Annotated in this window: 18 protein-coding genes and 1 tRNA gene; 5 read left to right on the forward strand and 14 right to left on the reverse strand. The window is 70.6% G+C overall.

Annotated features, from left to right (window positions below; all coding sequences use genetic code 11):
• The first annotated feature begins 61 nt into the window (after positions 1 to 61).
• Positions 62 to 964 (forward strand): hypothetical protein, encoded by a 903-nt coding sequence (locus tag RIF65_RS06970; protein WP_309065389.1) that lies wholly within the window; start codon positions 62 to 64, stop codon positions 962 to 964.
• A gap of 57 nt (positions 965 to 1021) precedes the next feature.
• Here RIF65_RS06970 and RIF65_RS06975 read toward each other — a convergent pair whose 3' ends face one another.
• The gene (locus RIF65_RS06975; protein WP_309065390.1) at positions 1022 to 1555 is read right to left on the reverse strand and encodes a DUF1697 domain-containing protein; all 534 of its coding nucleotides are present in this window, start codon (positions 1553 to 1555) and stop codon (positions 1022 to 1024) included.
• A complete protein-coding gene (locus RIF65_RS06980) occupies positions 1552 to 2172 on the reverse strand; it encodes an isochorismatase family protein (protein WP_309065391.1) in 621 nt (206 codons plus the stop codon). Before RIF65_RS06980 ends, RIF65_RS06975 begins: the two co-directional genes overlap by 4 nt.
• A gap of 71 nt (positions 2173 to 2243) precedes the next feature.
• On the opposite strand from RIF65_RS06980, the gene RIF65_RS06985 reads away from it, so the two are divergent.
• Positions 2244 to 2681, forward strand: a complete 438-nt coding sequence (locus RIF65_RS06985; protein WP_309065392.1) for a VOC family protein — start codon at positions 2244 to 2246, stop codon at positions 2679 to 2681.
• Between the two features lie 46 nt (positions 2682 to 2727).
• On the opposite strand, the gene RIF65_RS06990 is transcribed toward RIF65_RS06985, so the two are convergent.
• From RIF65_RS06990 to RIF65_RS07035, 10 genes are all read right to left on the reverse strand, one after another.
• Positions 2728 to 2800, reverse strand: a tRNA-Thr gene (locus RIF65_RS06990).
• Between the two features lie 85 nt (positions 2801 to 2885).
• Positions 2886 to 4433 carry an alpha/beta hydrolase gene (locus RIF65_RS06995; protein WP_309065393.1) on the reverse strand — a complete coding sequence of 516 codons (1548 nt, stop codon included), beginning with the start codon at positions 4431 to 4433 and terminating at the stop codon, positions 2886 to 2888.
• Positions 4430 to 5587: a DNA polymerase III subunit delta' gene (locus RIF65_RS07000; RefSeq protein WP_309065394.1), complete on the reverse strand. Its 1158-nt coding sequence runs from the start codon at positions 5585 to 5587 to the stop codon at positions 4430 to 4432. Before RIF65_RS07000 ends, RIF65_RS06995 begins: the two co-directional genes overlap by 4 nt.
• 181 nt (positions 5588 to 5768) lie before the next feature.
• Complete coding sequence (tmk, locus tag RIF65_RS07005; RefSeq protein WP_309065395.1) at positions 5769 to 6401, reverse strand: dTMP kinase; 633 nt, start codon at positions 6399 to 6401, stop codon at positions 5769 to 5771.
• A 23-nt stretch (positions 6402 to 6424) separates the two neighbouring features.
• Entirely contained in the window at positions 6425 to 9298 is a 2874-nt protein-coding gene (gene topA, locus RIF65_RS07010; protein ID WP_309065396.1) for a type I DNA topoisomerase, read from the reverse strand.
• 116 nt (positions 9299 to 9414) lie between these two features.
• Positions 9415 to 9741, reverse strand: coding sequence for an Rv3654c family TadE-like protein (locus RIF65_RS07015; protein ID WP_309065397.1), 327 nt, complete (start codon positions 9739 to 9741; stop codon positions 9415 to 9417).
• An 89-nt stretch (positions 9742 to 9830) separates the two neighbouring features.
• The gene (locus tag RIF65_RS07020) at positions 9831 to 10211 is read right to left on the reverse strand and encodes a TadE family type IV pilus minor pilin (protein WP_309065399.1); all 381 of its coding nucleotides are present in this window, start codon (positions 10209 to 10211) and stop codon (positions 9831 to 9833) included.
• Positions 10211 to 10414, reverse strand: coding sequence for a DUF4244 domain-containing protein (locus RIF65_RS07025; RefSeq protein ID WP_309065400.1), 204 nt, complete (start codon positions 10412 to 10414; stop codon positions 10211 to 10213). The genes RIF65_RS07020 and RIF65_RS07025 overlap by 1 nt, the downstream gene beginning before the upstream one ends.
• 75 nt (positions 10415 to 10489) lie before the next feature.
• Positions 10490 to 11329, reverse strand: coding sequence for a type II secretion system F family protein (locus RIF65_RS07030; protein WP_309065401.1), 840 nt, complete (start codon positions 11327 to 11329; stop codon positions 10490 to 10492).
• A gap of 56 nt (positions 11330 to 11385) precedes the next feature.
• The gene (locus RIF65_RS07035; RefSeq protein WP_309065402.1) at positions 11386 to 12384 is read right to left on the reverse strand and encodes a TadA family conjugal transfer-associated ATPase; all 999 of its coding nucleotides are present in this window, start codon (positions 12382 to 12384) and stop codon (positions 11386 to 11388) included.
• Between the two features lie 361 nt (positions 12385 to 12745).
• Between RIF65_RS07035 and acs the strand changes: the two genes are divergently transcribed.
• Positions 12746 to 14713 carry an acetate--CoA ligase gene (gene acs, locus RIF65_RS07040; protein ID WP_309065403.1) on the forward strand — a complete coding sequence of 656 codons (1968 nt, stop codon included), beginning with the start codon at positions 12746 to 12748 and terminating at the stop codon, positions 14711 to 14713.
• 76 nt (positions 14714 to 14789) lie between these two features.
• Here the strand turns inward: acs and RIF65_RS07045 are convergent, their stop codons facing one another.
• Positions 14790 to 15248 carry a RidA family protein gene (locus RIF65_RS07045; protein ID WP_309065404.1) on the reverse strand — a complete coding sequence of 153 codons (459 nt, stop codon included), beginning with the start codon at positions 15246 to 15248 and terminating at the stop codon, positions 14790 to 14792.
• Complete coding sequence (locus RIF65_RS07050; RefSeq protein WP_309065405.1) at positions 15245 to 15469, reverse strand: hypothetical protein; 225 nt, start codon at positions 15467 to 15469, stop codon at positions 15245 to 15247. Before RIF65_RS07050 ends, RIF65_RS07045 begins: the two co-directional genes overlap by 4 nt.
• Before the next feature lie 83 nt (positions 15470 to 15552).
• On the opposite strand from RIF65_RS07050, the gene RIF65_RS07055 reads away from it, so the two are divergent.
• Complete coding sequence (locus tag RIF65_RS07055; RefSeq protein WP_309065406.1) at positions 15553 to 18147, forward strand: transglycosylase domain-containing protein; 2595 nt, start codon at positions 15553 to 15555, stop codon at positions 18145 to 18147.
• Entirely contained in the window at positions 18144 to 19088 is a 945-nt protein-coding gene (locus tag RIF65_RS07060) for a metallophosphoesterase (RefSeq protein ID WP_309065408.1), read from the forward strand. The genes RIF65_RS07055 and RIF65_RS07060 overlap by 4 nt, the downstream gene beginning before the upstream one ends.
• The last annotated feature ends 5 nt before the right edge of the window (positions 19089 to 19093 follow it).

Raw genomic sequence — 19093 nt, forward strand, 5'->3', positions numbered from 1 at the left:
CCTGAAGACGGCTTCAGGTCGCTTCAGGGGGCGTTCACCGCCTCCCCGCGAGGCTGGACGCATGGACAACGAGAAGAACACCCCCGAGACCCCTCGCCCTGACGCGGTCCCCGCCGGGGACGCGGCGCCGCCCGCGCCTCCCACCTCGCCGGCGCCCGCGTCGCCCACCTCCGGGGTCGACCCGGATGCCGACACCCGCGCCTTCCCCGCGGAACCCGCGCCCGCGACCGGCGCCGACTCCGGCGCCTCGCCGGCCGGCGCCGCATCGGACGGCGGTTCGCGACGCCGCCGGAACATCCTGATCGGCGCGGGCGCCGCGGTGGCGCTGCTCGTCGTGGGAGGCGGCGCGTTCGCCATCGGCGCCGAGATCGCCGACGACGACGAGGACGACCGCCCCGGCATGCATGCCGAGCATGACGGATCCGCCCGAGGGGGCCAGCCCGGCGGCGACGACCGCCCCGGCGATGACGGTCGCGGGGATGACGGTCGCGGAGATGACGCCGATGACGACCGCCGCGGAGACGTGGGGCCAGGGGCGCCGGTGCCGGCATCCGACGCCGCCTCGCTGCGCGACGCGGCCGAGAAGGCCATCACTGCCGCCGACGCCGAGGGCGCGGTGGCGATCGACGTGGAGCGCGGCGGGTACGACGTGGAGGTCCGCCTGGCCGACGGCACCGAGCCCGACGTCTTCGTCGCCGGAGACGGCTCGACCGAGGTGCGCGACGAGGACGACACCGAGGCGGATGCCGATCCGGTCCTCGACCTGGCGAAGCTGGACGCCGTGGTGACGGCCGCCCTGGACGCGGCGGAGGCGGAGGTCGACGGCACAGGGGTGGTGCACTCCGTGGCCGCCAGCGACGACGCGGGCGTCGCCTACGAGGTCACCGTGCGGTTCGGCCGCAGCGACGCCGAGATCGATCTGGACGCCGACCTGGCCGCGGTGCGGGTGGACGTCGACGACTGATCGCGGGGTCCTCGCGTCGCGGGGTCCTCGCGGAGCGGGGTCCTCGCGGAGCGGAGGTCAGGCCGTCCGTTCCGCGAGGACGCGCACGGTCCGCAGGTTCCTCGCCGTGCCGGCCACGCCGAGCGCCCGGTCCAGCACGCCGGGCGTGAGCTTGCTGGTTCCGGCGCCGTCGGCATAGTCGATCCACAGTTCGCGGCCGATCAGGGCGATCCGCTCCTTCGCGTGCAGCCGCGGCTCGAGGGCCCGCTGCGCGTCCGGCGCGGGATCGCCCTCCAGGAACATCACGTGCAGCATCCGCTCCGACGCGTCGGGGAACGGGAGAGAGTCGAGGACCCGGACCAGTTCGCGGTGGGTCCGGCCGATCACCGGGGTGTCCACGCCGAACGCCTCCGCGACGAGCGCCCGCACCTCCGCGCACGCGGCTGCGAGGTCGCCGGGCGCACGGCACAGGATGTTCCCGCTGGCGATGTACGTCGACACGTCCGACAGGCTGGTGCGCTCCTCCAGCAGCGCCCGCAGCTCCGGCATCGGGACGCGGTTGCGCCCTGAGACGTTCACGGCGCGCAGCAGCAGCGCACACTTCACGGTCACGGGTTCGATGCGGTCGGGTCCGCGGAGCCGTCGCCGGTCCGCCCACCGCCGTCCACGAGCTCGGCGCCGGCGTGGGCGAGCTCGGCGAGGGCGGCGGCGCTGGACTCCTCGCCCACGCCCGCGACGAGACCAGTGAGGATCCGCACATGGACGCCGTGCTCGATGGCATCCAGTGCCGAGGCGCGCACGCAGTGATCGGTCGCGATCCCGACGATGTCCGCCTCGATCACGCCGTGCGCGGACAGGATCTCCGCCACGGTGGCGCCGTCCTCGGTGGTGCCCTCGAACATCGAGTACGCCGGTCTGCCCTGCCCCTTGCGCACATGGTGGGTGACGGCGGCTGTGTCGAGCAGCGGGTCGTACTCGGCCCCGTCGGTGCCGGCGACGCAGTGCACCGGCCAGGTGTCGACGAAGTCGGGGTCTGCGGCGAAGTGCCCGCCGTTGTCGCCGTCTGCGTCGTGCCAGTCCCGGGAGGCGACGATGACCCGATAGTCGTCGGCGTGCTCAGCGAGCAGGCGCGACACGGCGGATGCCACCGCGTCGCCGCCGGTGACGGCGAGAGCGCCGCCCTCCGTGAAGTCGTTCTGCACGTCGACGATGAGAAGTGCCTTGCTCATGCTTCGAGGGTACGCCGCGTCGGCGTGGGGGTGGCGCTCCGTCCGAGACCGTGCGGGAGTAGCATCCTGCCATGCCGATCACGCTGGAGAACGTGGGAATCGCGGTACGCGACATCGAGGCGGCCATCGCCTTCTTCACCGACCTCGGGCTCAGCGTCCTCGGTCGGGACACGGTGAGCGGCGCATGGGCCGACACGGCTGTGGGCCTCGACGGCAATCACGCCAGAATCGCGATGCTGCAGACGCCGGACGGGAACGGCCGTCTTGAGCTGTTCGAGTACATCCATCCCGACGCGATCGAGACCGAGCCGACGCTGCCGAACGAGATCGGGATGCACCGGGTCGCGTTCTCGGTCGACGACCTCGACGAGGCGCTCGCGATCGCCGCGCGGCACGGATGCCATCCACTGCGTGGCGTGGCGACCTACGAGGACCTCTACCGGCTCACGTACCTGCGCGGCCCGAGCGGCATCCTGGTGATGCTCGCCGAGGATCTGCGCAAGCGCTGACACGACGAAGCCCCCGGAATCACAAGGGATTCCGGGGGTTTGTCTGAGCCGCCTAAGGGAATCGAACCCTTGACCTATTCATTACGAGTGAATCGCTCTGCCGTCTGAGCTAAGGCGGCGTGCGCGGCGCACCGCGGCACGATGAACGATCTTACCCTGTCGCGGCGGTCACTGCGAAACCGGCGCGATCGCGCGGGGCGGCGCTCAGCAGCGCAGCCCGTCCTTGGGCACCGTGCCGTCGAGCAGGAACCCTTCGACAGCCTCGTTCACGCAGCGGTTGCCCTTGTTGTAGCCGGTGTGCCCTTCGCCCTCACGGGTGACCAGCACGCCGTTGTCGAGCTGCGCGGCGAGCGACTCCGACCACTCGTACGGGGTGGCCGGGTCGTTGGTCGTGCCGACAACCACGATCGGCCCGGAGCCCTCCGCTGCGATCGGCCCGCGAGTGCCGGTGGGCGGGTACGGCCAGACCTCGCACGGGTCGGGGCCCTCCCAGTACGGGGCGAAGGTGGGCGCACCCCTGCGGATCTTCTCCATCGCCGCCGCCTCGGCGGCCGGGTCGTCCTCGACCGGGTAGTCCATGCAGTTGTAGGCCCGGAACGCCTCGGTGGAGTTGTCCAGGTACTCGCCGTCCTCCGAGCGGCCGTTGTAGTTGTCCGCGATGAAGAACATCGTCGACGGGTCGCCCTGCAGCACCGCCTCGAGTCCGTCGCTGAGCGTCGGCCAGAAATCCTTGCTGTACAGGGCCTGGATCACGCCGGTGACGAGCGTGTCCGCGCCCAGCATCCGACCGTCCCCGTTCGGCAGCGGACGCTGCTCGACGCTCGCGAGCAGCGCCTGGAAGTCGGCGAGGGCCTCCTCCAGGGTGCCGTTGAACGGACAGCCCGACGAGGCGAGGCAGTCCTCGAGGTAGGCGCGCAGCGCGGACTCGAAACCGAGCGCCTGAGTGACGCCGACGTCGATGCCGGGGATGGACGGGTCGATGGCGCCGTCGAGCACGAGCCTCGTGGCGCGATCCGGGTACAGCTTGGCGTACGTGGCGCCGAGGAAGGTGCCGTACGAATAGCCGAGGTAGTTCAGCTCGGTGTCCCCCAGCACGCCGCGCAGCAGGTCGAGGTCGCGCGCGGCGTTGACGGTGGTGATGTGCGGCAGGATGCCGTCGCTGCCTTCCTCGCAGGCTTCGGCGAACTGACGGTGCCGCTCGGTGAGCTCCGCCTCCCATTCCGGGGTGCCGCGCTCGGCCGCCGGGATGTCGTACAGGTAGGCGTCCATCTCTGCGGGGTCGAAGCATCGCACCGCGGTCGAGCGGCCCACGCCCCGCGGGTCGAACCCGATGACGTCGAACTGCTCGACCAGGTCGGCGCCGACCGCGAAGCCGAGGCTGTCGGCGACGAAATCGAAGCCGCTGGCGCCGGGCCCGCCGGGGTTGATCAGCAGCGACCCGGTGTACTCCCTGGTCGCCTGGTGACGCACGACCGCGAGGGAGATCTCCCCGGCGGACGGGTTCTCCCAGTCCAGCGGTGCGGTGACGTCGGTGCAGTCGAAGCCGGCGCCGCACTCGTCCCACACCAGTTCCTGCGAGTAGTACGGCAGCAGGTCCGCCGGCACGCCAGAGGTGTCGGGCTCGCGTGTGACCGAGGGCTTGATCTCGGGGATCTGCGCGTACAGACAGCCCGAGAGTGCGACGGCGGCGACCGCGAGGCCGGCGACGACCGCCGTGAGGCGGCGCAGACGGGAGGCGGGGCGGTTGTTCACGGTGTCCTTCCGCTGGTGACCGTCACGAGGAGGCTCTCCAGGGCGAGCAACGGGGCGACGTTACGCTCCAGCGACTCGCGAGTGTCGGCGATGGCGTCGAGCACGACGAGCGTGCGGGCGACCGGCCAGGCGGTGGCCAGTGCGTCCAGTTCGCGCTCGAGTTCTCTGTTGATGAGGTCGTCGCGCTGGCCGTACTGCAGCATCACGACATCGCGGAACATCGATTGCAGGTCGGTCAGCACCCGGTCGATGCCGTCGCGGAGGCTGCGGGTGGCGCGCTTGCGCTGTTCGTCCTCCAGCGCCGACACCTGGGCGCGCAGCGCGGGTGGAACCGCCTGACCTTCCGCGACGCCGACGGTGCGCAGCAGGGCGGCTCGCTCGGCTTCGTCGCGCTCCGCGGTCAGGGTCTTCGCGTCGTCCGTGGCGGCCTGGATGATCCGGCCGGCGACCTCCACGGCGTCGTTCACCCCTCTGACGCCGAGGACCGCGCGCAGCGTCTCGTCCCGGCGGCGCCGGGCGGCGTCGTCGGTGGCGAGTCGCTGCGCCATGCCGATGTGCCGCTGGGCGTGCCGCGCGGCCTGCTCGGCGGTGGTCTCGTCCGCGCCTGTGCGCAGGGTGATCAACCGCGCCACGTCGGCGACGTCCGGCTCGCGGAGCCGCAGCGGCCGCACGCGGGAGCGGATAGTGGGCAGCAGGTCGGCCTCACTGGGCGCGCACAGCACCCACACGGTGTTCTCCGGTGGCTCCTCGAGAGCCTTGAGCAGCACGTTGGAAGTGCGTTCGACCATGCGGTCGGCGTCCTCGACGACGATGACGCGGTAGCGGCCGGCGGACGGTGCGAAGTAGGACCGCTCGACGAGGGCGCGCGCCTCGGCGATCGTGATGATCACCTTGTCCGTGCGCAGCGCCGTCACATCCGGATGGGTGCCGGCGAGCACCTGTCGCATCGTCGCCTCGTCGTCGGGTCCCTCGGCGATGAGCGCCGCAGCGAACGCGTAGGCGAGCGTGGAGCGCCCCGAGCCGGGTGGGCCCGTGATCAACCAGGCGTGCGCCAGCGACGCCGGATTGGATGCCGCCGCACGCAGCGTCTCGACTGCGGCATCCTGCCCCCACACGTCCGACCACGGGAAGGGTGCGGTCGCGAGGGTGGTCATACGCTCCAGCCTAACCGGGGCCGGGGACGCCGCAGCGGCGCACCACGTCCGCTGCACAAACCGGCATCCGCTGCATCGATCGATGGCGCGGATGCCGCAAACTGGCGCACACCCGTGACGACGACGCCCGCGACCCACTCGACGAGCGGATGCCGGAAGGCGAGCCCCCGCCCGCCCGGGCTCAGTGCTCGAGCAGAGCGCGCACGCGCGCGCGGATCCGGTCGGCGATCAGGTCGGGGGCGAGGGCGCCGTCGATCACGAGAAAGCGCTCGAGTTCGGCATCCGCGAGTCGCAGGTAGGCGTCGCGCACTCGGCGGTGGAAGTCGTCCTTCTCGGCCTCGAGCCGGTCGAAAGGCTTGTCGTCGGCGTCCAGCCGACGTCGCGCCGCCTCGGGGTCGATGTCGAGCAGCACGGTGAGGTCGGGCAACGCCCCCTCGGCGGCCCAGATCGACAGCTCGCGCACCTGCCCGGCATCCAGCACCCGTCCCGCGCCCTGGTAGGCGACCGACGAATCCAGGTAGCGGTCCTGGATGACGACCTCGCCGCGCTCCAGCGCCGGGCGCACGACCGTCGCCACGTGGTGGGCGCGGTCGGCGGCGTACAGCAGCGCCTCGGCGCGAGGGGCGATGTCACCGCGGTGATGCAACACGATGTCGCGGATGAGCCGGCCCACCTCCGAGCCGCCGGGCTCGCGGGTGTGCAGCACCGTACGCCCCTCGGCGCCGAGCCATTCGGCGAGCAGACGCGCCTGCGTGGTCTTGCCCGAGCCGTCCCCGCCCTCCAGGGTGATCCAGAGGCCGCGACCCGCGGTCACGAGTCCGCTTTCTTCACGTCGGCTCACTCCGCTGACTCGGCACGGCGCTTCGCGTTGGCGGCGCGCGTGGCCGCCGCCTTCTTCGCCGCGGCCGAGCGCGCCGCCGACTTCGCGGCGTCGGTCGCGGGAGCCTTCGTCGCGGTCTTCTTCGCCGGAGTCTTCTTCGCCGGGGCCTTCTTCGCCGGGGCCTTCTTCGGTGCCGCGGCCTTCGCCGTGGTCTTCTTCACGGCAGCGCCACGCGCACCGCGCTTGGGCGCCGGGCCCTTGGCGCGCTTGTCCGCCAGCATCTGCACCGCGATCTCGTACGTGATGTCGGCGGGCTGCTGCCCACGCGGGATGGTCACGTTCGTCTCGCCGTCGGTGACGTACGCGCCGAACCGGCCGTCGCGAATGCGGATCGGCTTGCCGCTGACCGGGTCGGCGTCGAACTCGGCGAGCGCGCTCGATGCACGGCGGGCACCGTACTTGGGCTGCGCGTAGATCTCGAGCGCCTGCTCGAGCGTGATGTCGAAGATCTGCTGCTCGCTCTCCAGCGACCGCGAGTCGGCGCCCTTCTTCAGGTATGGGCCGAATCGACCGTTCTGCGCGGTGATCTCCTCACCCGTCGACGGGTCGGCGCCCACCACGCGCGGCAGGCTCAGCAGCTTCAGCGCCGTGTCGAGGTCGATGGTGTCCACCGACATCGACCGGAAGAGCGACGCGGTGCGCGGCTTGGGCGCCGCCTCCTTCTTCGCGCCGCGTCCCTTCGGCTTGGGCGCGTCGACCACTTCTCCGGTGGCGTCGTCGACCTCGGCCGACTCGTCGACGGGGTCGTTCTCCTGCACGTACGGACCGAACCGGCCGTCCTTCACGACGACGATCTTGCCGTTCTCGGGGTTCTCGCCCAGCACACGGTCACCCGCGACGGGCGCGTCGATGAGCTCCTGCGCCTTCTCGGCGGTCAGTTCGTCCGGCGCCAGATCCTCCGGGACATTCACGATGCGCGGCTTGGCGTCGGGGTCGGCGGGGTCGACGACCTCGAGATACGGTCCGTACTTGCCGAAGCGGAGGGTCGCGGTGTCGGTGATCCGCGTGGAGTTCAGCGCGCGGGCGTCGATCTCGCCGAGGTTGTCGACGACCTGCCGCAGTCCGACGTGGTCCTTCGAGCCGTAGTAGAAGGAGCGCAACCACTCCACCCGGTTCTGCTCGCCGCGCGCGATGGCGTCGAGGTCGTCCTCGAGGGCGGCGGTGAAGTCGTAGTCGATCAGGTCGGCGAAATGCTGCTCCAGGAGTCGCACCACGCTGAACGCCAGCCAGGTGGGAACCAGCGCCTGCCCGCGCTTGGTGGCGTAGCCGCGGTCGATGACGGTGCCGATGATGCTCGCGAACGTGGAGGGCCTGCCGATGCCGTGCTCCTCCAGCGCCTTCACCAGCGACGCCTCGGTGTAGCGGGGCTTCGGGGTGGTGCGGTGGCCCTTGGCGACGGCATCCGCCACGCCCAGCTCATCGCCGACGGCGACCGCGGGCAGCGACTGGTTCTCGGCGGCGTCGGCGTCGCCGCGCTTCTCGTCGCGGCCCTCCTCGTACGCCTCGAGGAATCCCTTGAACGTGTAGACGGTGCCGGATGCCGTGAACTCGGCGCGCCGACCCCCGGCATCCGTCTCGAGCGTGACCGTCGTCGTCTCGTACTTCGCGTCCGCCATCTGGCTGGCGACCGTGCGCTTCCAGATCAGGTCGTAGAGCCGCTGCTCGTCGCGGTCGAGCTCGGAGGAGACGGATGCCGGGGTGCGGAAGGTGTCGCCCGAGGGGCGGATGGCCTCGTGCGCCTCCTGCGCGTTCTTGCTCTTCGACTTGTACACGCGTGGCTTGAGCGGCACGGCCGCATCGCCATAGAGCGCGACGGCCTGGCTGCGCGCGGCCTGGACGGCCTGCGTGCTCAGCGCCGTCGAGTCGGTACGCATATAGGTGATGTACCCCTTCTCGTACAGGCGCTGGGCGACGCTCATCGCCTGCTTCGCGCTCATGGAGAGTTTGCGTCCGGCCTCCTGCTGCATGGTCGAGGTGGTGAACGGGGCGTACGGGCTGCGCGTTCCCGGCTTGGCCTCGACCTTGGTGACCGTGGCGGTGCCGGCGGACTCCACCGCAGCGGCCAGCGCGGCGGCCTCCTCCTCCGTGAGGACGACGACGGCCTTCTTGAGCTTTCCGGCGTCGTCGAAGTCGGTGCCGCGAGCCAACTGGCCGCCGTCCACGCGCACCAGGCGGACCCGGAAGCCCTGACCGGCGGCGCGCGCCGTGGCCTCGACATCCCAGTACTCGGCAGAGACGAACGCCATGCGCTCGCGCTCCCGGTCGACGATCATGCGGGTCGCGGCGGACTGCACGCGTCCGGCGGACAGACCGGTCTTGACCTTGTACCAGAGGACGGGAGACACATCCCAGCCGTAGAGTCGGTCGAGGATGCGGCGGGTCTCCTGCGCGTCGACGAGCGCGAGGTCGAGGTCGCGGGTGTGCTGCACCGCGGCCCTGATGGCGTCCTTGGTGATCTCGTGGAACACCATCCGCTTGACGGGCACCTTCGGCTTGAGAGTCTCCAGCAGGTGCCAGGCGATCGCCTCGCCCTCGCGATCTTCATCAGTGGCGAGCAGGACTTCGGACGCGGACTTCAGGGCGCGCTTGAGCTCGGCGACGGTCTTCGTCTTGCGGTCGGACACCACGTAGTACGGGTCGAAGTCGTTCTCGACGTCGATGGAGTACTTGCCGTAGGCCGGCTTGTCCTTCGCCGGGATGTCCTTCTTGTCCGCGAGGTCGCGGATGTGGCCGACGGAGCTGAGCACCTCGTAGTCGTCGCCGAGGTACCCCTGAATCGACCTCATCTTCGTCGGTGACTCGACGATGACGAGCTTCTTGCCTTCAGCCAAGGGTGCGTCCTTTCTTCGAAGCACACCATACACACCGCTGTCTGGTGTGGACGCAGAGTCTGGGCGACCCGGCGCCTTCGGGTGGGGGCACAGCGGTGGCGGGGGAATCGCGCTCGTCACCCCTCGGGCGGCCCTGCACGGGCTCGGGAGACGGCACTCATCCCAGCGTACGCGGCCTCGACCTGCACGGTCGCCACGTGTCCGTCGATCCGGCATCCGCTCAGCGTGGCCCCGGCGGCCGACGCGACGCGCGCGGCGAGCGCGCACGGGGCGTCGTCGGTGGGGACCGCGCCGGACGCCGCATCGGCGGCGGCCAGTGCTGCGGCGTCGGCGGCTCCGGCCGCGCGCTGTGCGGTCGCGGCCGCTCCCCCGACCCCCGCCAGGCCCAGCGACAGCGTGGCCGCGACGGTCAGGATGCCGGCCGCGAGGGCGGTCCCGGCCATGGGCGTTCCTCTTTCTTATAGGGGTTCCTGTACGTGGTCGGTCTTCTCCGCCCGCCATGCGGTCGTCGTGGTTCGGGATGCCGGCAGGCTCACAACCCTCCGCTGAGCGCGCAGCTGTCGGCGCGCAAGGGCACGGAGATCAGTCGCCCGACCCGCAGCTCGGCTGATGCGGTCACGCACACCAGCTCGCCCTGTTCCCGCGACGCGAGGCGCGCTCCGTCGACGGCGTGCGAGACCACGCCGGCCGCGCGCGAGGAGGACTCGCCGCGTCCGAGCAGGCGCGCCGCGTCAGCGGCGGCATCCTGCAGGGCGACCTGCCGGGCAGCCGCGCTCAGCGCGCCCGCCCCCAGCAGCAGCGCCAGCAGCACCGCCGGCAGTGCGACGGCCAGCTCGGCGGCGACGGACCCTCCATCCCCGCCGAGCCGATGTGCCCTCCGCGCGACGGCGCCGGGCCGCTCGCGCGAGCGCATCACGACACCGTCAGCGCGCGCCGGACGAGGTCGGTGAGGATCCCGCGCACCTCATCGGAGCGCATGATCACCACGAGCAGCCCCGCGAACGCGACCGCCGCCATGGTGGTGATGGCGTACTCGGCCGTCGCGGCGCCGGACTCGTCGGTGAACAGCGCCGCGGCGCGTCGGCGGGTGAGCGTGGGCAAGGAGTTCTCGGACATGGCTTCCTTCTTTCTCTCTGGGGCGACCGCCCCGTTTCTCGGGTGTACGGATGGTCTCTTCGGGTGTCAGGGTGGTCACAGCGGCAACGGTGTGGACGAGATGACGCTGAGCATGAGCGGTGCGACGCCGAGCAGCAGGAACGCGGGCAGCGTGCACGCGCCGAGCGGCAGCAGCAGTGACGAGGACAGCCGCGCGGCCCGGATACGGCCCTGGACACGTGCCTCGTGCCGCTGCTGAGCGGCCGCCGCGCGAAGCAGTTCGCCCGCGGGTACGCCCGCGGCGCGGGAGAGCGCGAGAACGGCATCCGTTCGCCGTCGGTCCGACTCGAGTACGGCGGGGCTGTGATCGACCAGCCGCAGTGCGCGCGGGATCGCCACCCCACCGGCCAACGCCACCGCGACCAGCTCCGCGTGGATGCCGGGAGTGCCGGGATCCGGCTGCGCGCGGCGCACCAGCCGGCTCGTCCACCAGCGCGCCACCATGACCAGCGCGACGCCCGCGACGACGCAACCGATCCCGAACGGGGTGGTCGTCAGCACGCCGATGGTGTCGAACCCCAGCGCTAAGCCCAGCAGCAGTCCCGCGAAGGGCAGCCACAGCAGCAGACGGGCGGTGCCGACCGGCTCGGCGAGCGCGATCCGCACGTCGTCGTCGGCGGTGGCGGCGTCGTGCAGCGCCTCGGCGAGCGAGCGCAGGACGTCGGCGAGCGGTGCGCCGACGACCGTGGCGACCTCCCACGCCGCGGCGACGTCGCGCCAGGTGCCGCCCTCCGCCTCGATCGCGCCGACCAGTTCGGCCCCCGCTTCGACACGCCCGATGACCCGGGACGCCACCGCGTCTCCGGCTTCAGCGACGTGACGCCATGCGGCGAGCGGCCGGGCCCCCGCCTGCAGCAGCACGGCGAGGGTGCGCACCGTGACAGCCGCATCCGCGGGCCCCGGCCGCGCCGCATCGCGCCGACGCCGGCGGCTCACCACGGCATCACCTCCTCGATGCCGAGCCGGTCGCCGACGAGCGTGAATCGCCCTGTCTGGGCGATGCGGCGCCGACCGTCGGGCGACCGGGCGAGGTGCAGCACGACGGTGAACGCGCTCACCGTCTGGCGCGCGAGCGCCGTGGCATCCATGCCGGCGAGCGCACCCAACGCCTCCATGCGGGCCGGGACGTCGGCGAGACCGCTGGCGTGCAGGGTGCCCGCACCCCCGTCGTGACCGGTGTTCAGCGCCGTGAGCAGCTCACGCACCTCCTCGCCCCGACACTCCCCCACCACCAGCCGGTCGGGACGCATCCGGAGCGACTCGCGCACCAGCATCGCAAGGCTGATCCGACCCGCTCCCTCCAGGTTCGCCTGCCGCGCCTCGAGCGAGACGTGGTGCGGATGCCGGGGCCGCAGCTCGGCGACATCCTCGATCGTCACGATCCGCTCCGTGCTGGGGACGGCGGCCAGCAGCGCGGAGAGCAGGGTGGTCTTGCCGGTGCCGGTGCCGCCGGTGATCAGCACGTTCGCGCGCTCCGCGACCAGCCCCTGCAACCACTCCTGCTGCGCCGCCTCGAACGTGCCGGTCGCGGCGAGCGCGGCGAGGTCTGCGCCGAGGACGCGCGGGATGCGGATCGACAGCGCCGTTCCCGACGTCGACACCGGTGCCAGCACGGCATGCACCCGGATGCCGGAGTCCAGCCGCACGTCCACGCACGGCGACTGGTCGTCGAGGTGCCTGCCGCCTGCGGCGACCAGCGCGACGGCCAGGTCACGCACCTCCCGTTCGGATGCGCGCCAGTCCGGCATCCGCTCCGCCCCTCGGCCGCGATCGACGAACAGGCCGGACGAGCCGTTGACGAACAGATCGGTGACCTGCGCGTCGGCCGCGTATGGGGCGAGCGGACCGAACGCCGGGTCGAGCGTGGGCCCGGCATGCAGCCCGGCGCCGACGGGTGCGGTACGGGGCCGGAGCACGAACGGATCAGCCATGCCGACGACGCTAGACGCGCCGGACGACGCCGACGGGGCTGGAACACAGTCACTGTGCACAACCCGCGGGATCGGCTCGCGGTGCAGAGCGAAGCGTGATCGTTCCCCGCCCCAAGACGGAGATGGGCGGCATCTCACGGGGGGAATGAGATGCCGCCCAGGCGCGCACCCGTGTCCGGGGGGAGGATCGGGTGGGCACAAGCCGGATTCGGCTGACGTCAGTGTATGCATGCACGGCGTCGACGCCAAACCGCCACGCACTACCGACTTTCGACAGTAGGCCCGCCGGCGCGCCAGGATTAGATTCCAGATGTCCCGGTCGCGTTCTTCGCGACCCCTCTGCGCAAAGGAGCGAGAAGTCATGAGCAGCCAGATCGATCATCTCCTCGACGAGTCCCGGCAGTTCCCGCCCTCGCCCGAGTTCGTCGCCCAGACGATCGACGACCCCGCCCTGTACGAACGCGCGGCAGCCGATCGTGAAGGATTCTGGGGCGAGCAGGCCCGCGAGCTGCTGCACTGGCACACCCCGTTCACCCGCGTGCTGGACTGGTCGAACCCGCCGTTCGCGAAGTGGTTCGACGACGGCCGGTTGAACGTGGCCTACAACTGCCTGGACCGCCACGTCGAGGCCGGCAACGGCGACCGCGTCGCCATCCTGTGGGAGGGCGAGCCGGGCGATGAGCGCCGCATCACCTACGCCGAGCTGACCGAGGAGGTCAAGCGCACAGCGAACGTGCTGCAGGACCTCGGCGTCGGCGAGGGCGACCGCGTCGCCATCTACCTGCCGATGATCCCGGAGGCGGTGATCTCCATGCTCGCCGTGGCGCGACTCGGCGCCATCCACTCGGTGGTGTTCGGCGGCTTCAGCGCCGACAGCCTGCGCTCACGCATCGACGATGCCGGCGCGAAGCTGGTCATCACGGCCGACGGCGGCTACCGCAAGGGCAAGGTGTCACCGCTGAAGCCCGCCGTCGATCAGGCCCTGAGCGACCGCGGCGACGGCGAGCAGCAGACCGTCGAGCACGTGCTCGTCGTCAAGCGCTGCGAGAACGACGTGGACTGGGACGAGGAGCGCGACCTGTGGTGGCACGACGTGGTGCCGCAGGCGTCCGCCGAGCACGAGGCGCAGCCGTTCCCGGCGGAGAACCCGCTGTTCATCCTGTACACGTCCGGCACCACCGGCAAGCCGAAGGGCATCCTGCACACGTCAGGCGGCTACCTCGCGCAGGCGGCGTTCACGCACAAGTACGTCTTCGACCTGCACCCCGAGACCGACGTGTTCTGGTGCACCGCCGACATCGGCTGGGTGACCGGACACTCGTACGTCACCTACGGCCCGCTCGCCAACGGCACCACCCAGGTGCTGTACGAGGGCACCCCTGATGCGCCGCACCCCGGCCGCTGGTGGGAGCTGATCGAGAAGTACAAGGTGTCGATCTTCTACACCGCTCCGACCGCCATCCGCTCGTTCATGAAGATCGGCCGCCAGGTGCCGCAGAAGTTCGACCTGTCCAGCCTGCGCCTGCTCGGCTCGGTGGGCGAGCCGATCAACCCGGAGGCGTGGATGTGGTACCGCGAGGTGATCGGCGGCGAGCGCACTCCGATCGTGGACACGTGGTGGCAGACCGAGACCGGGGCGATCATGGTCTCCCCGTTGCCCGGCATCACCGCCACCAAGCCGGGGTCGGCGCAGGTTCCGCTGCCCGGCATCTCGATCGACGTGGTCGACGACAGCGGCGCTCAGGTGGGCAACGGCAACGGCGGACTGCTCGTCATCACCGAACCCTGGCCCTCGATGCTGCGCGGCATCTGGGGCGACCCGGATCGCTTCAAGGAGACGTACTGGGAGAAGTTCGCGGACCAGGGCTACTACTTCGCCGGCGACGGCGCCCGACTGGACGAGGACGGCGACCTGTGGCTGCTCGGCCGCGTCGACGACGTGATGAACGTCTCGGGGCACCGGCTGTCGACCACAGAGATCGAGTCGGCGCTCGTCGCGCACGAGGCGACCGCCGAAGCCGCGGTCGTGGGTGCGTCGGACGAGACCACCGGTCAGGCCGTCGTCGCCTTCGTCATCATCAAGCAGAGCTACCTCGACGAGCACTCCCCCGAGGGCCTGGCCACGCAGTTGCGGCAGTGGGTCGGCGAGCAGATCGGCCCGATCGCGCGGCCGCGGGACGTCTACATCGTCGGGGAACTGCCGAAGACCCGCTCCGGCAAGATCATGCGGCGTCTGCTGCGCGACGTGGCCGAAGGACGCGAGGTCGGCGACACCACGACGCTCGCCGACACCGCCGTGATGAGCATCATCTCCGCGCAGGTGAAGTAGTCCGCACAGGAGAGGAGGCCGGTTTCCCCCACGGGGAGCCGGCCTCCTTGTTCATGTCAGGAACGCGCTCGAGGTGTCAGGCGAGGATGAAAGTGACCTCGACCTCGACGGGACTGTCCAGCGGCAGCACTGGCACGCCGACGGCGGCGCGCGCATGCGCACCCGCCTCGCCGAAGATCTCGCCCAGCACCTCGCTGGCCCCGTTGATCACGCCGGGCTGGCCGGTGAAGGACGGGTCGGATGCCACGAAGCCGCCCACCCGCAGCACTCCGGCGATCCGGTCGATGCCGCCCGCGGCATCGGCCGCCGCCGCCAGCGCATTCAGCGCGCAGGTGCGCGCGTAGCCCTTGGCGGCGTCGGCGTCGACATCGGCGCCGACTTTGCCGGTCTCCGGCAGGGCGCCGGCGACGAAGGGCAGCTGCCCCGAGGTGTAGACCAGTCCGTCGTGCACGACAGCAGGGACGTAGGCGGCCACCGGCGCGCTCACCGGCGGCAGCTCGATGCCGAGCTCCTGCAGCCGCACCGCGACGCTCACTGCTGGCCGCCCTCGAACTGGCGGGCGGCCTCCGCCGCCGCAGCGAGGCCGGCGTTCGTGGAGCCCTGCTCCGACACCGGGCGCTTGAAGTAGGCGACCAGTCCGCCCTCGGGTCCCTGCACCACCTGGACGAGCTCCCAGCCCTGCTTTCCCCAGTTGTTGAGGATCGCCGCGGTGTTGTGGATCAGCAGCGGGGTGGTCAGATACTCCCACGTGGTCATGGCACTCCTGTGCGTCGGCGACGGGCGGATCCGGAGGCTCCCGTCGAGGCTCTTATTCAGGGAACTCCCCTACGATCAAGCGTATGCCTCAAACGAAACGCACGGTGAACGGTGTGCTCGGCGGGCTGCTCGGCCTGGTCGGCCTGAGCGCCGTCGCCGGGGTGCTGGTCACCGCAGCCGTGACGCCCGCCATCGCCGTCGCCGGGGTGACCGGCTCGCAGGCGCTGTCGATCTTCGAAGAGCTGCCGAACTCGCTGAAGGTCGGCACACCGATGGAGCCGACGGTGTTCTACGCGACCGGCGAGGACGGCAAGCAGTTCCAGCTGGCGAAGTTCTACGACCAGAACCGCGTTCCGGTGACGTTCGAGCAGGTGTCGCCGCTGCTGTACGACGCGATCCTGTCCAGCGAGGACAAGAACTTCTACGCGCACGGCGGGGTGAACCTCGGCGCCACCATCAAGGCGGTCGTCGACAACGTGCGCGGCACGTCGTCGCGCGGTGCCTCGACGATCAGCCAGCAGTTCGTGAAGAACGTGCTGATCCAGGAGTGCGAGAAGGACGCATCGCCGAGCGACCCGAACTACCAGGAGCAGTTGCAGAAGTGCTGGACCGACGCCACCAACGCGGTGGGGTCGAAGGGAATCGAGCGCAAGCTGCAGGAGATGCGCTACGCGATCCAGATCGAGAAGGACTACTCGAAGAACGACATCCTGCTCGGCTACCTCAACATCGCGAACTTCGGCGGCACCACGTACGGCATCGAGGCCGCGGCGAACTACTACTTCAACACCACCGCGAAGAACCTCACGCTGGGCCAGGCAGCCACTCTCGCCGGCATCGTGCAGAACCCGAACCGGTACCGCATCGACAAGCCGGGCGGCACCTGGACGGATGGCACCGGCAAGGTGCGCAACACCGCCGAGAGCGGCTTCGAAGACACCAAGGTGCGCCGCAACTACGTGCTCGACCGCATGCTCAAGGACGGCAAGATCACCCAGGAGCAGCACGACGCCGCCGTCGCAGAGCCGATCACGCCGAACATCCATCCGTCCACGCAGGGGTGCTCCGCCGCCGGAAAGCAGGCGTACTTCTGCCAGTACGTGAAGTCGATCATCGAGACCGACGAAGCCTTCGGCAGCTCGCGGCAGGACCGCCTGGACACGCTGCGGCGTGGTGGTCTGCAGGTGCACACTTCGCTCGACATGCGGGTGCAGAAGGCCGGTGTCGAGACGATGACGGAACGGGCTCCGGTGTACCTCGAGGGCCGGGACTTCGCCGCCAGCGCGGTGACGATCCAAGCGGACACCGGACGTGTGCTCGCGATCGTGCAGAACACGAACTTCAACGAGACCGCCAGCGCCGACAAGACCAAGGGCGAGATCGGCCAGGTGTACGCCGCCGACAAGGCTCACGGTGGAGGCGAGGGGTTCCCCCCGGGATCCGCGTACAAGGTCTTCACGTTGCTCGACTGGTTGGAAAAGGGCCACTCCGTCAACGAGGTGCTCGACGGACGGATGCGCACCTTCAAGGAGTTCACGGTGTGCGGCGAGCGGTTCGTCAACGCCGAGCCGATCGCCAACTTCGGACGCAACCGTGGACGCGTCTCGACCGTGATGGACTTCACCGCGACTTCGTTGAACACCGGCTACCTGGCGATGGCGCAGCAACTGGATCTGTGCGACATCAACAAGGTCGCCGCCCGCATGGGCGTTCACCTCGGCAACATGAAGCCGGTCACGGGCACTCCGACCGATGGCGAACCGTACAAGGGCAACTACCCCTACGAGTCGACGCTGGGATCCAAGTACATCGCGCCCATCCAGATGGCCGGCGTGTACGCCACCATCGCCAACAAGGGCATCTACTGCACTCCGAAGGCGATCGACAAGGTGATCGGTCCCACGGGCAAGGAGATGACTCTGCCGAAGTCGTCCTGCTCGCAGGTGCTCGCGCCCGAGGTCGCGGCGACCGCAGCCCACGCCCTGCGCGGGGTGATGAGCGCGACCGGAAGCGCGGCGAACACCGGTGACGGGACGCCTCTCATCGGCAAGACCGGAACCCACCAGGAGTGGGGCACCGCGATGGCCGTTTCCAGCACGAAGGCGGCGACGTTCGTTTACGTGGGCAAGGCGTCCGGCGAGAACTTCAGCCTGAGCCGGACCTACTGGAACGGCTGGAGCATGAACAGGATCAGGTTCCCTCTCGCCCGCGAGATGCAGCGTGCCGCCAACGCCGTGTACGGCGGCGACCGGTTCCCCGATCCGGCCAGCAACCTGATCAGGCGCACGTTGAAGGACCTGCCCGACGTGGTCGGCAAGCCGGTGGACGAGGCCACGCGGATCATCGAGGAGGCCGGCTTCTCGGTCACCGTCGGTGAGCCGATCGCCAGCACTGTCGGCGCCGGTCTCGTCGCCGAGCAGACTCCGGGTGCGGGCCGCGTCGCCAGCGGCACCACGGTGACTCTGCGCCCCAGCACCGGCCAGCCCCCGACGACCGCACTCCCGAACGTGGTGGGCCAGAAGTTCCCGCAGGGCAAGAAGGCCCTCGAGGATGCCGGCTTCTCGGTGACGGACAGCGGGTGCAGCGGCAAGGGCGATATCGAGTCGCAGACCCCCGCCGCGGGCACCCCGGTGACACCCGGCACGAACGTGACACTGGTCTGCAAGGAAGACGATTGACCCGGCGCGGTTCCGCGCACCCGGCCCTCATCGCGCTCGGCGCGGTGGGGGCCGCGGGCGCTGCGGCGGCGGTCTGGGGCGTCGGCGTCGAGCGCTACCTGTTCGCCGTCCGCGAGGTGACGGCGGCTGCGCTTCCCCCCGGGAGCGCGCCGATCCGGGTGCTCCACCTCTCCGACGCGCACATGGCACCCTGGCAGACGCGGAAGCAGAACTGGCTGGCATCCCTGGCCGAGTTGGAGCCGGACCTCGTCATCAACACCGGCGACAACCTCGGCCACCCCGACGGTCTCTCGGGCATCCGCCGCGCGTTCGCGCCGCTCACCGGCATCCCCGGCGTGTTCGTGCACGGCTCCAACGACGTGCAGGCGCCCTCGCCGCGCAACCCGCTCAAGTACTTCACCGGCCCGTCGAAGAGGGTGGCCGCGCCGCGGCTGCTCGACACGGATGCCATGGACGCGTACTTCGCGGACGAGCTGGGCTGGAAGCCGCTCAACAACGCCGCGGCGCGCCTCGACGTGGCCGACCGGACGATCGACTTCGTGGGCGTCGACGACGCGCACCGCGACTGGGATCGGCTCGACGTGCTGCCATCCGCGCTGGACGGACTCGGAGACAAGGACGCCCGCACGGCGCTCATCGGCGTGACGCACGCGCCGTACCAACGGGTGCTGAACGAGTTCGTCGACCTCGGAGCGGATGTCGTCTTCGGCGGCCACACCCACGGCGGTCAGGTCTGCCTGCCCGGGTACGGCGCTCTGGTGGCGAACTGCGACATCCCGCTCAAGCAGGCGAAGGGTCTCAGCACGTGGACCCACGGCGGGCGCTCCGCTCCCCTGAACGTCAGCGCCGGCTGCGGTCACTCGATCTACGCTCCGGTGCGGTTCGCGTGCCGACCCGAGGCCACACTGCTCACGCTCATCCCGCGCGGCAGCGGCACCTGAGGGGT

The organism is Microbacterium sp. (assembly GCF_031180975.1).
Lineage (GTDB): Bacteria > Actinomycetota > Actinomycetes > Actinomycetales > Microbacteriaceae > Microbacterium.

Excerpts from the sequence above, each read along its gene's own strand:
- RIF65_RS06985 (WP_309065392.1), top strand. The coding sequence starts at position 2,244 with ATGCCGATCACGCTGGAGAACGTGGGAATCGCGGTACGCGACATCGAG.
- RIF65_RS07020 (WP_309065399.1), bottom strand. The coding sequence starts at position 10,211 with ATGCGCTCGCGCGAGCGGCCCGGCGCCGTCGCGCGGAGGGCACATCGG.
- RIF65_RS06980 (WP_309065391.1), bottom strand. The coding sequence starts at position 2,172 with ATGAGCAAGGCACTTCTCATCGTCGACGTGCAGAACGACTTCACGGAG.
- RIF65_RS07015 (WP_309065397.1), bottom strand. The coding sequence starts at position 9,741 with ATGGCCGGGACCGCCCTCGCGGCCGGCATCCTGACCGTCGCGGCCACG.
- RIF65_RS07025 (WP_309065400.1), bottom strand. The coding sequence starts at position 10,414 with ATGTCCGAGAACTCCTTGCCCACGCTCACCCGCCGACGCGCCGCGGCG.
- RIF65_RS07050 (WP_309065405.1), bottom strand. The coding sequence starts at position 15,469 with ATGACCACGTGGGAGTATCTGACCACCCCGCTGCTGATCCACAACACC.
- RIF65_RS07000 (WP_309065394.1), bottom strand. The coding sequence starts at position 5,587 with ATGACCACCCTCGCGACCGCACCCTTCCCGTGGTCGGACGTGTGGGGG.
- RIF65_RS07035 (WP_309065402.1), bottom strand. The coding sequence starts at position 12,384 with ATGGCTGATCCGTTCGTGCTCCGGCCCCGTACCGCACCCGTCGGCGCC.
- RIF65_RS06970 (WP_309065389.1), top strand. The coding sequence starts at position 62 with ATGGACAACGAGAAGAACACCCCCGAGACCCCTCGCCCTGACGCGGTC.
- RIF65_RS07055 (WP_309065406.1), top strand. The coding sequence starts at position 15,553 with ATGCCTCAAACGAAACGCACGGTGAACGGTGTGCTCGGCGGGCTGCTC.
- acs (WP_309065403.1), top strand. The coding sequence starts at position 12,746 with ATGAGCAGCCAGATCGATCATCTCCTCGACGAGTCCCGGCAGTTCCCG.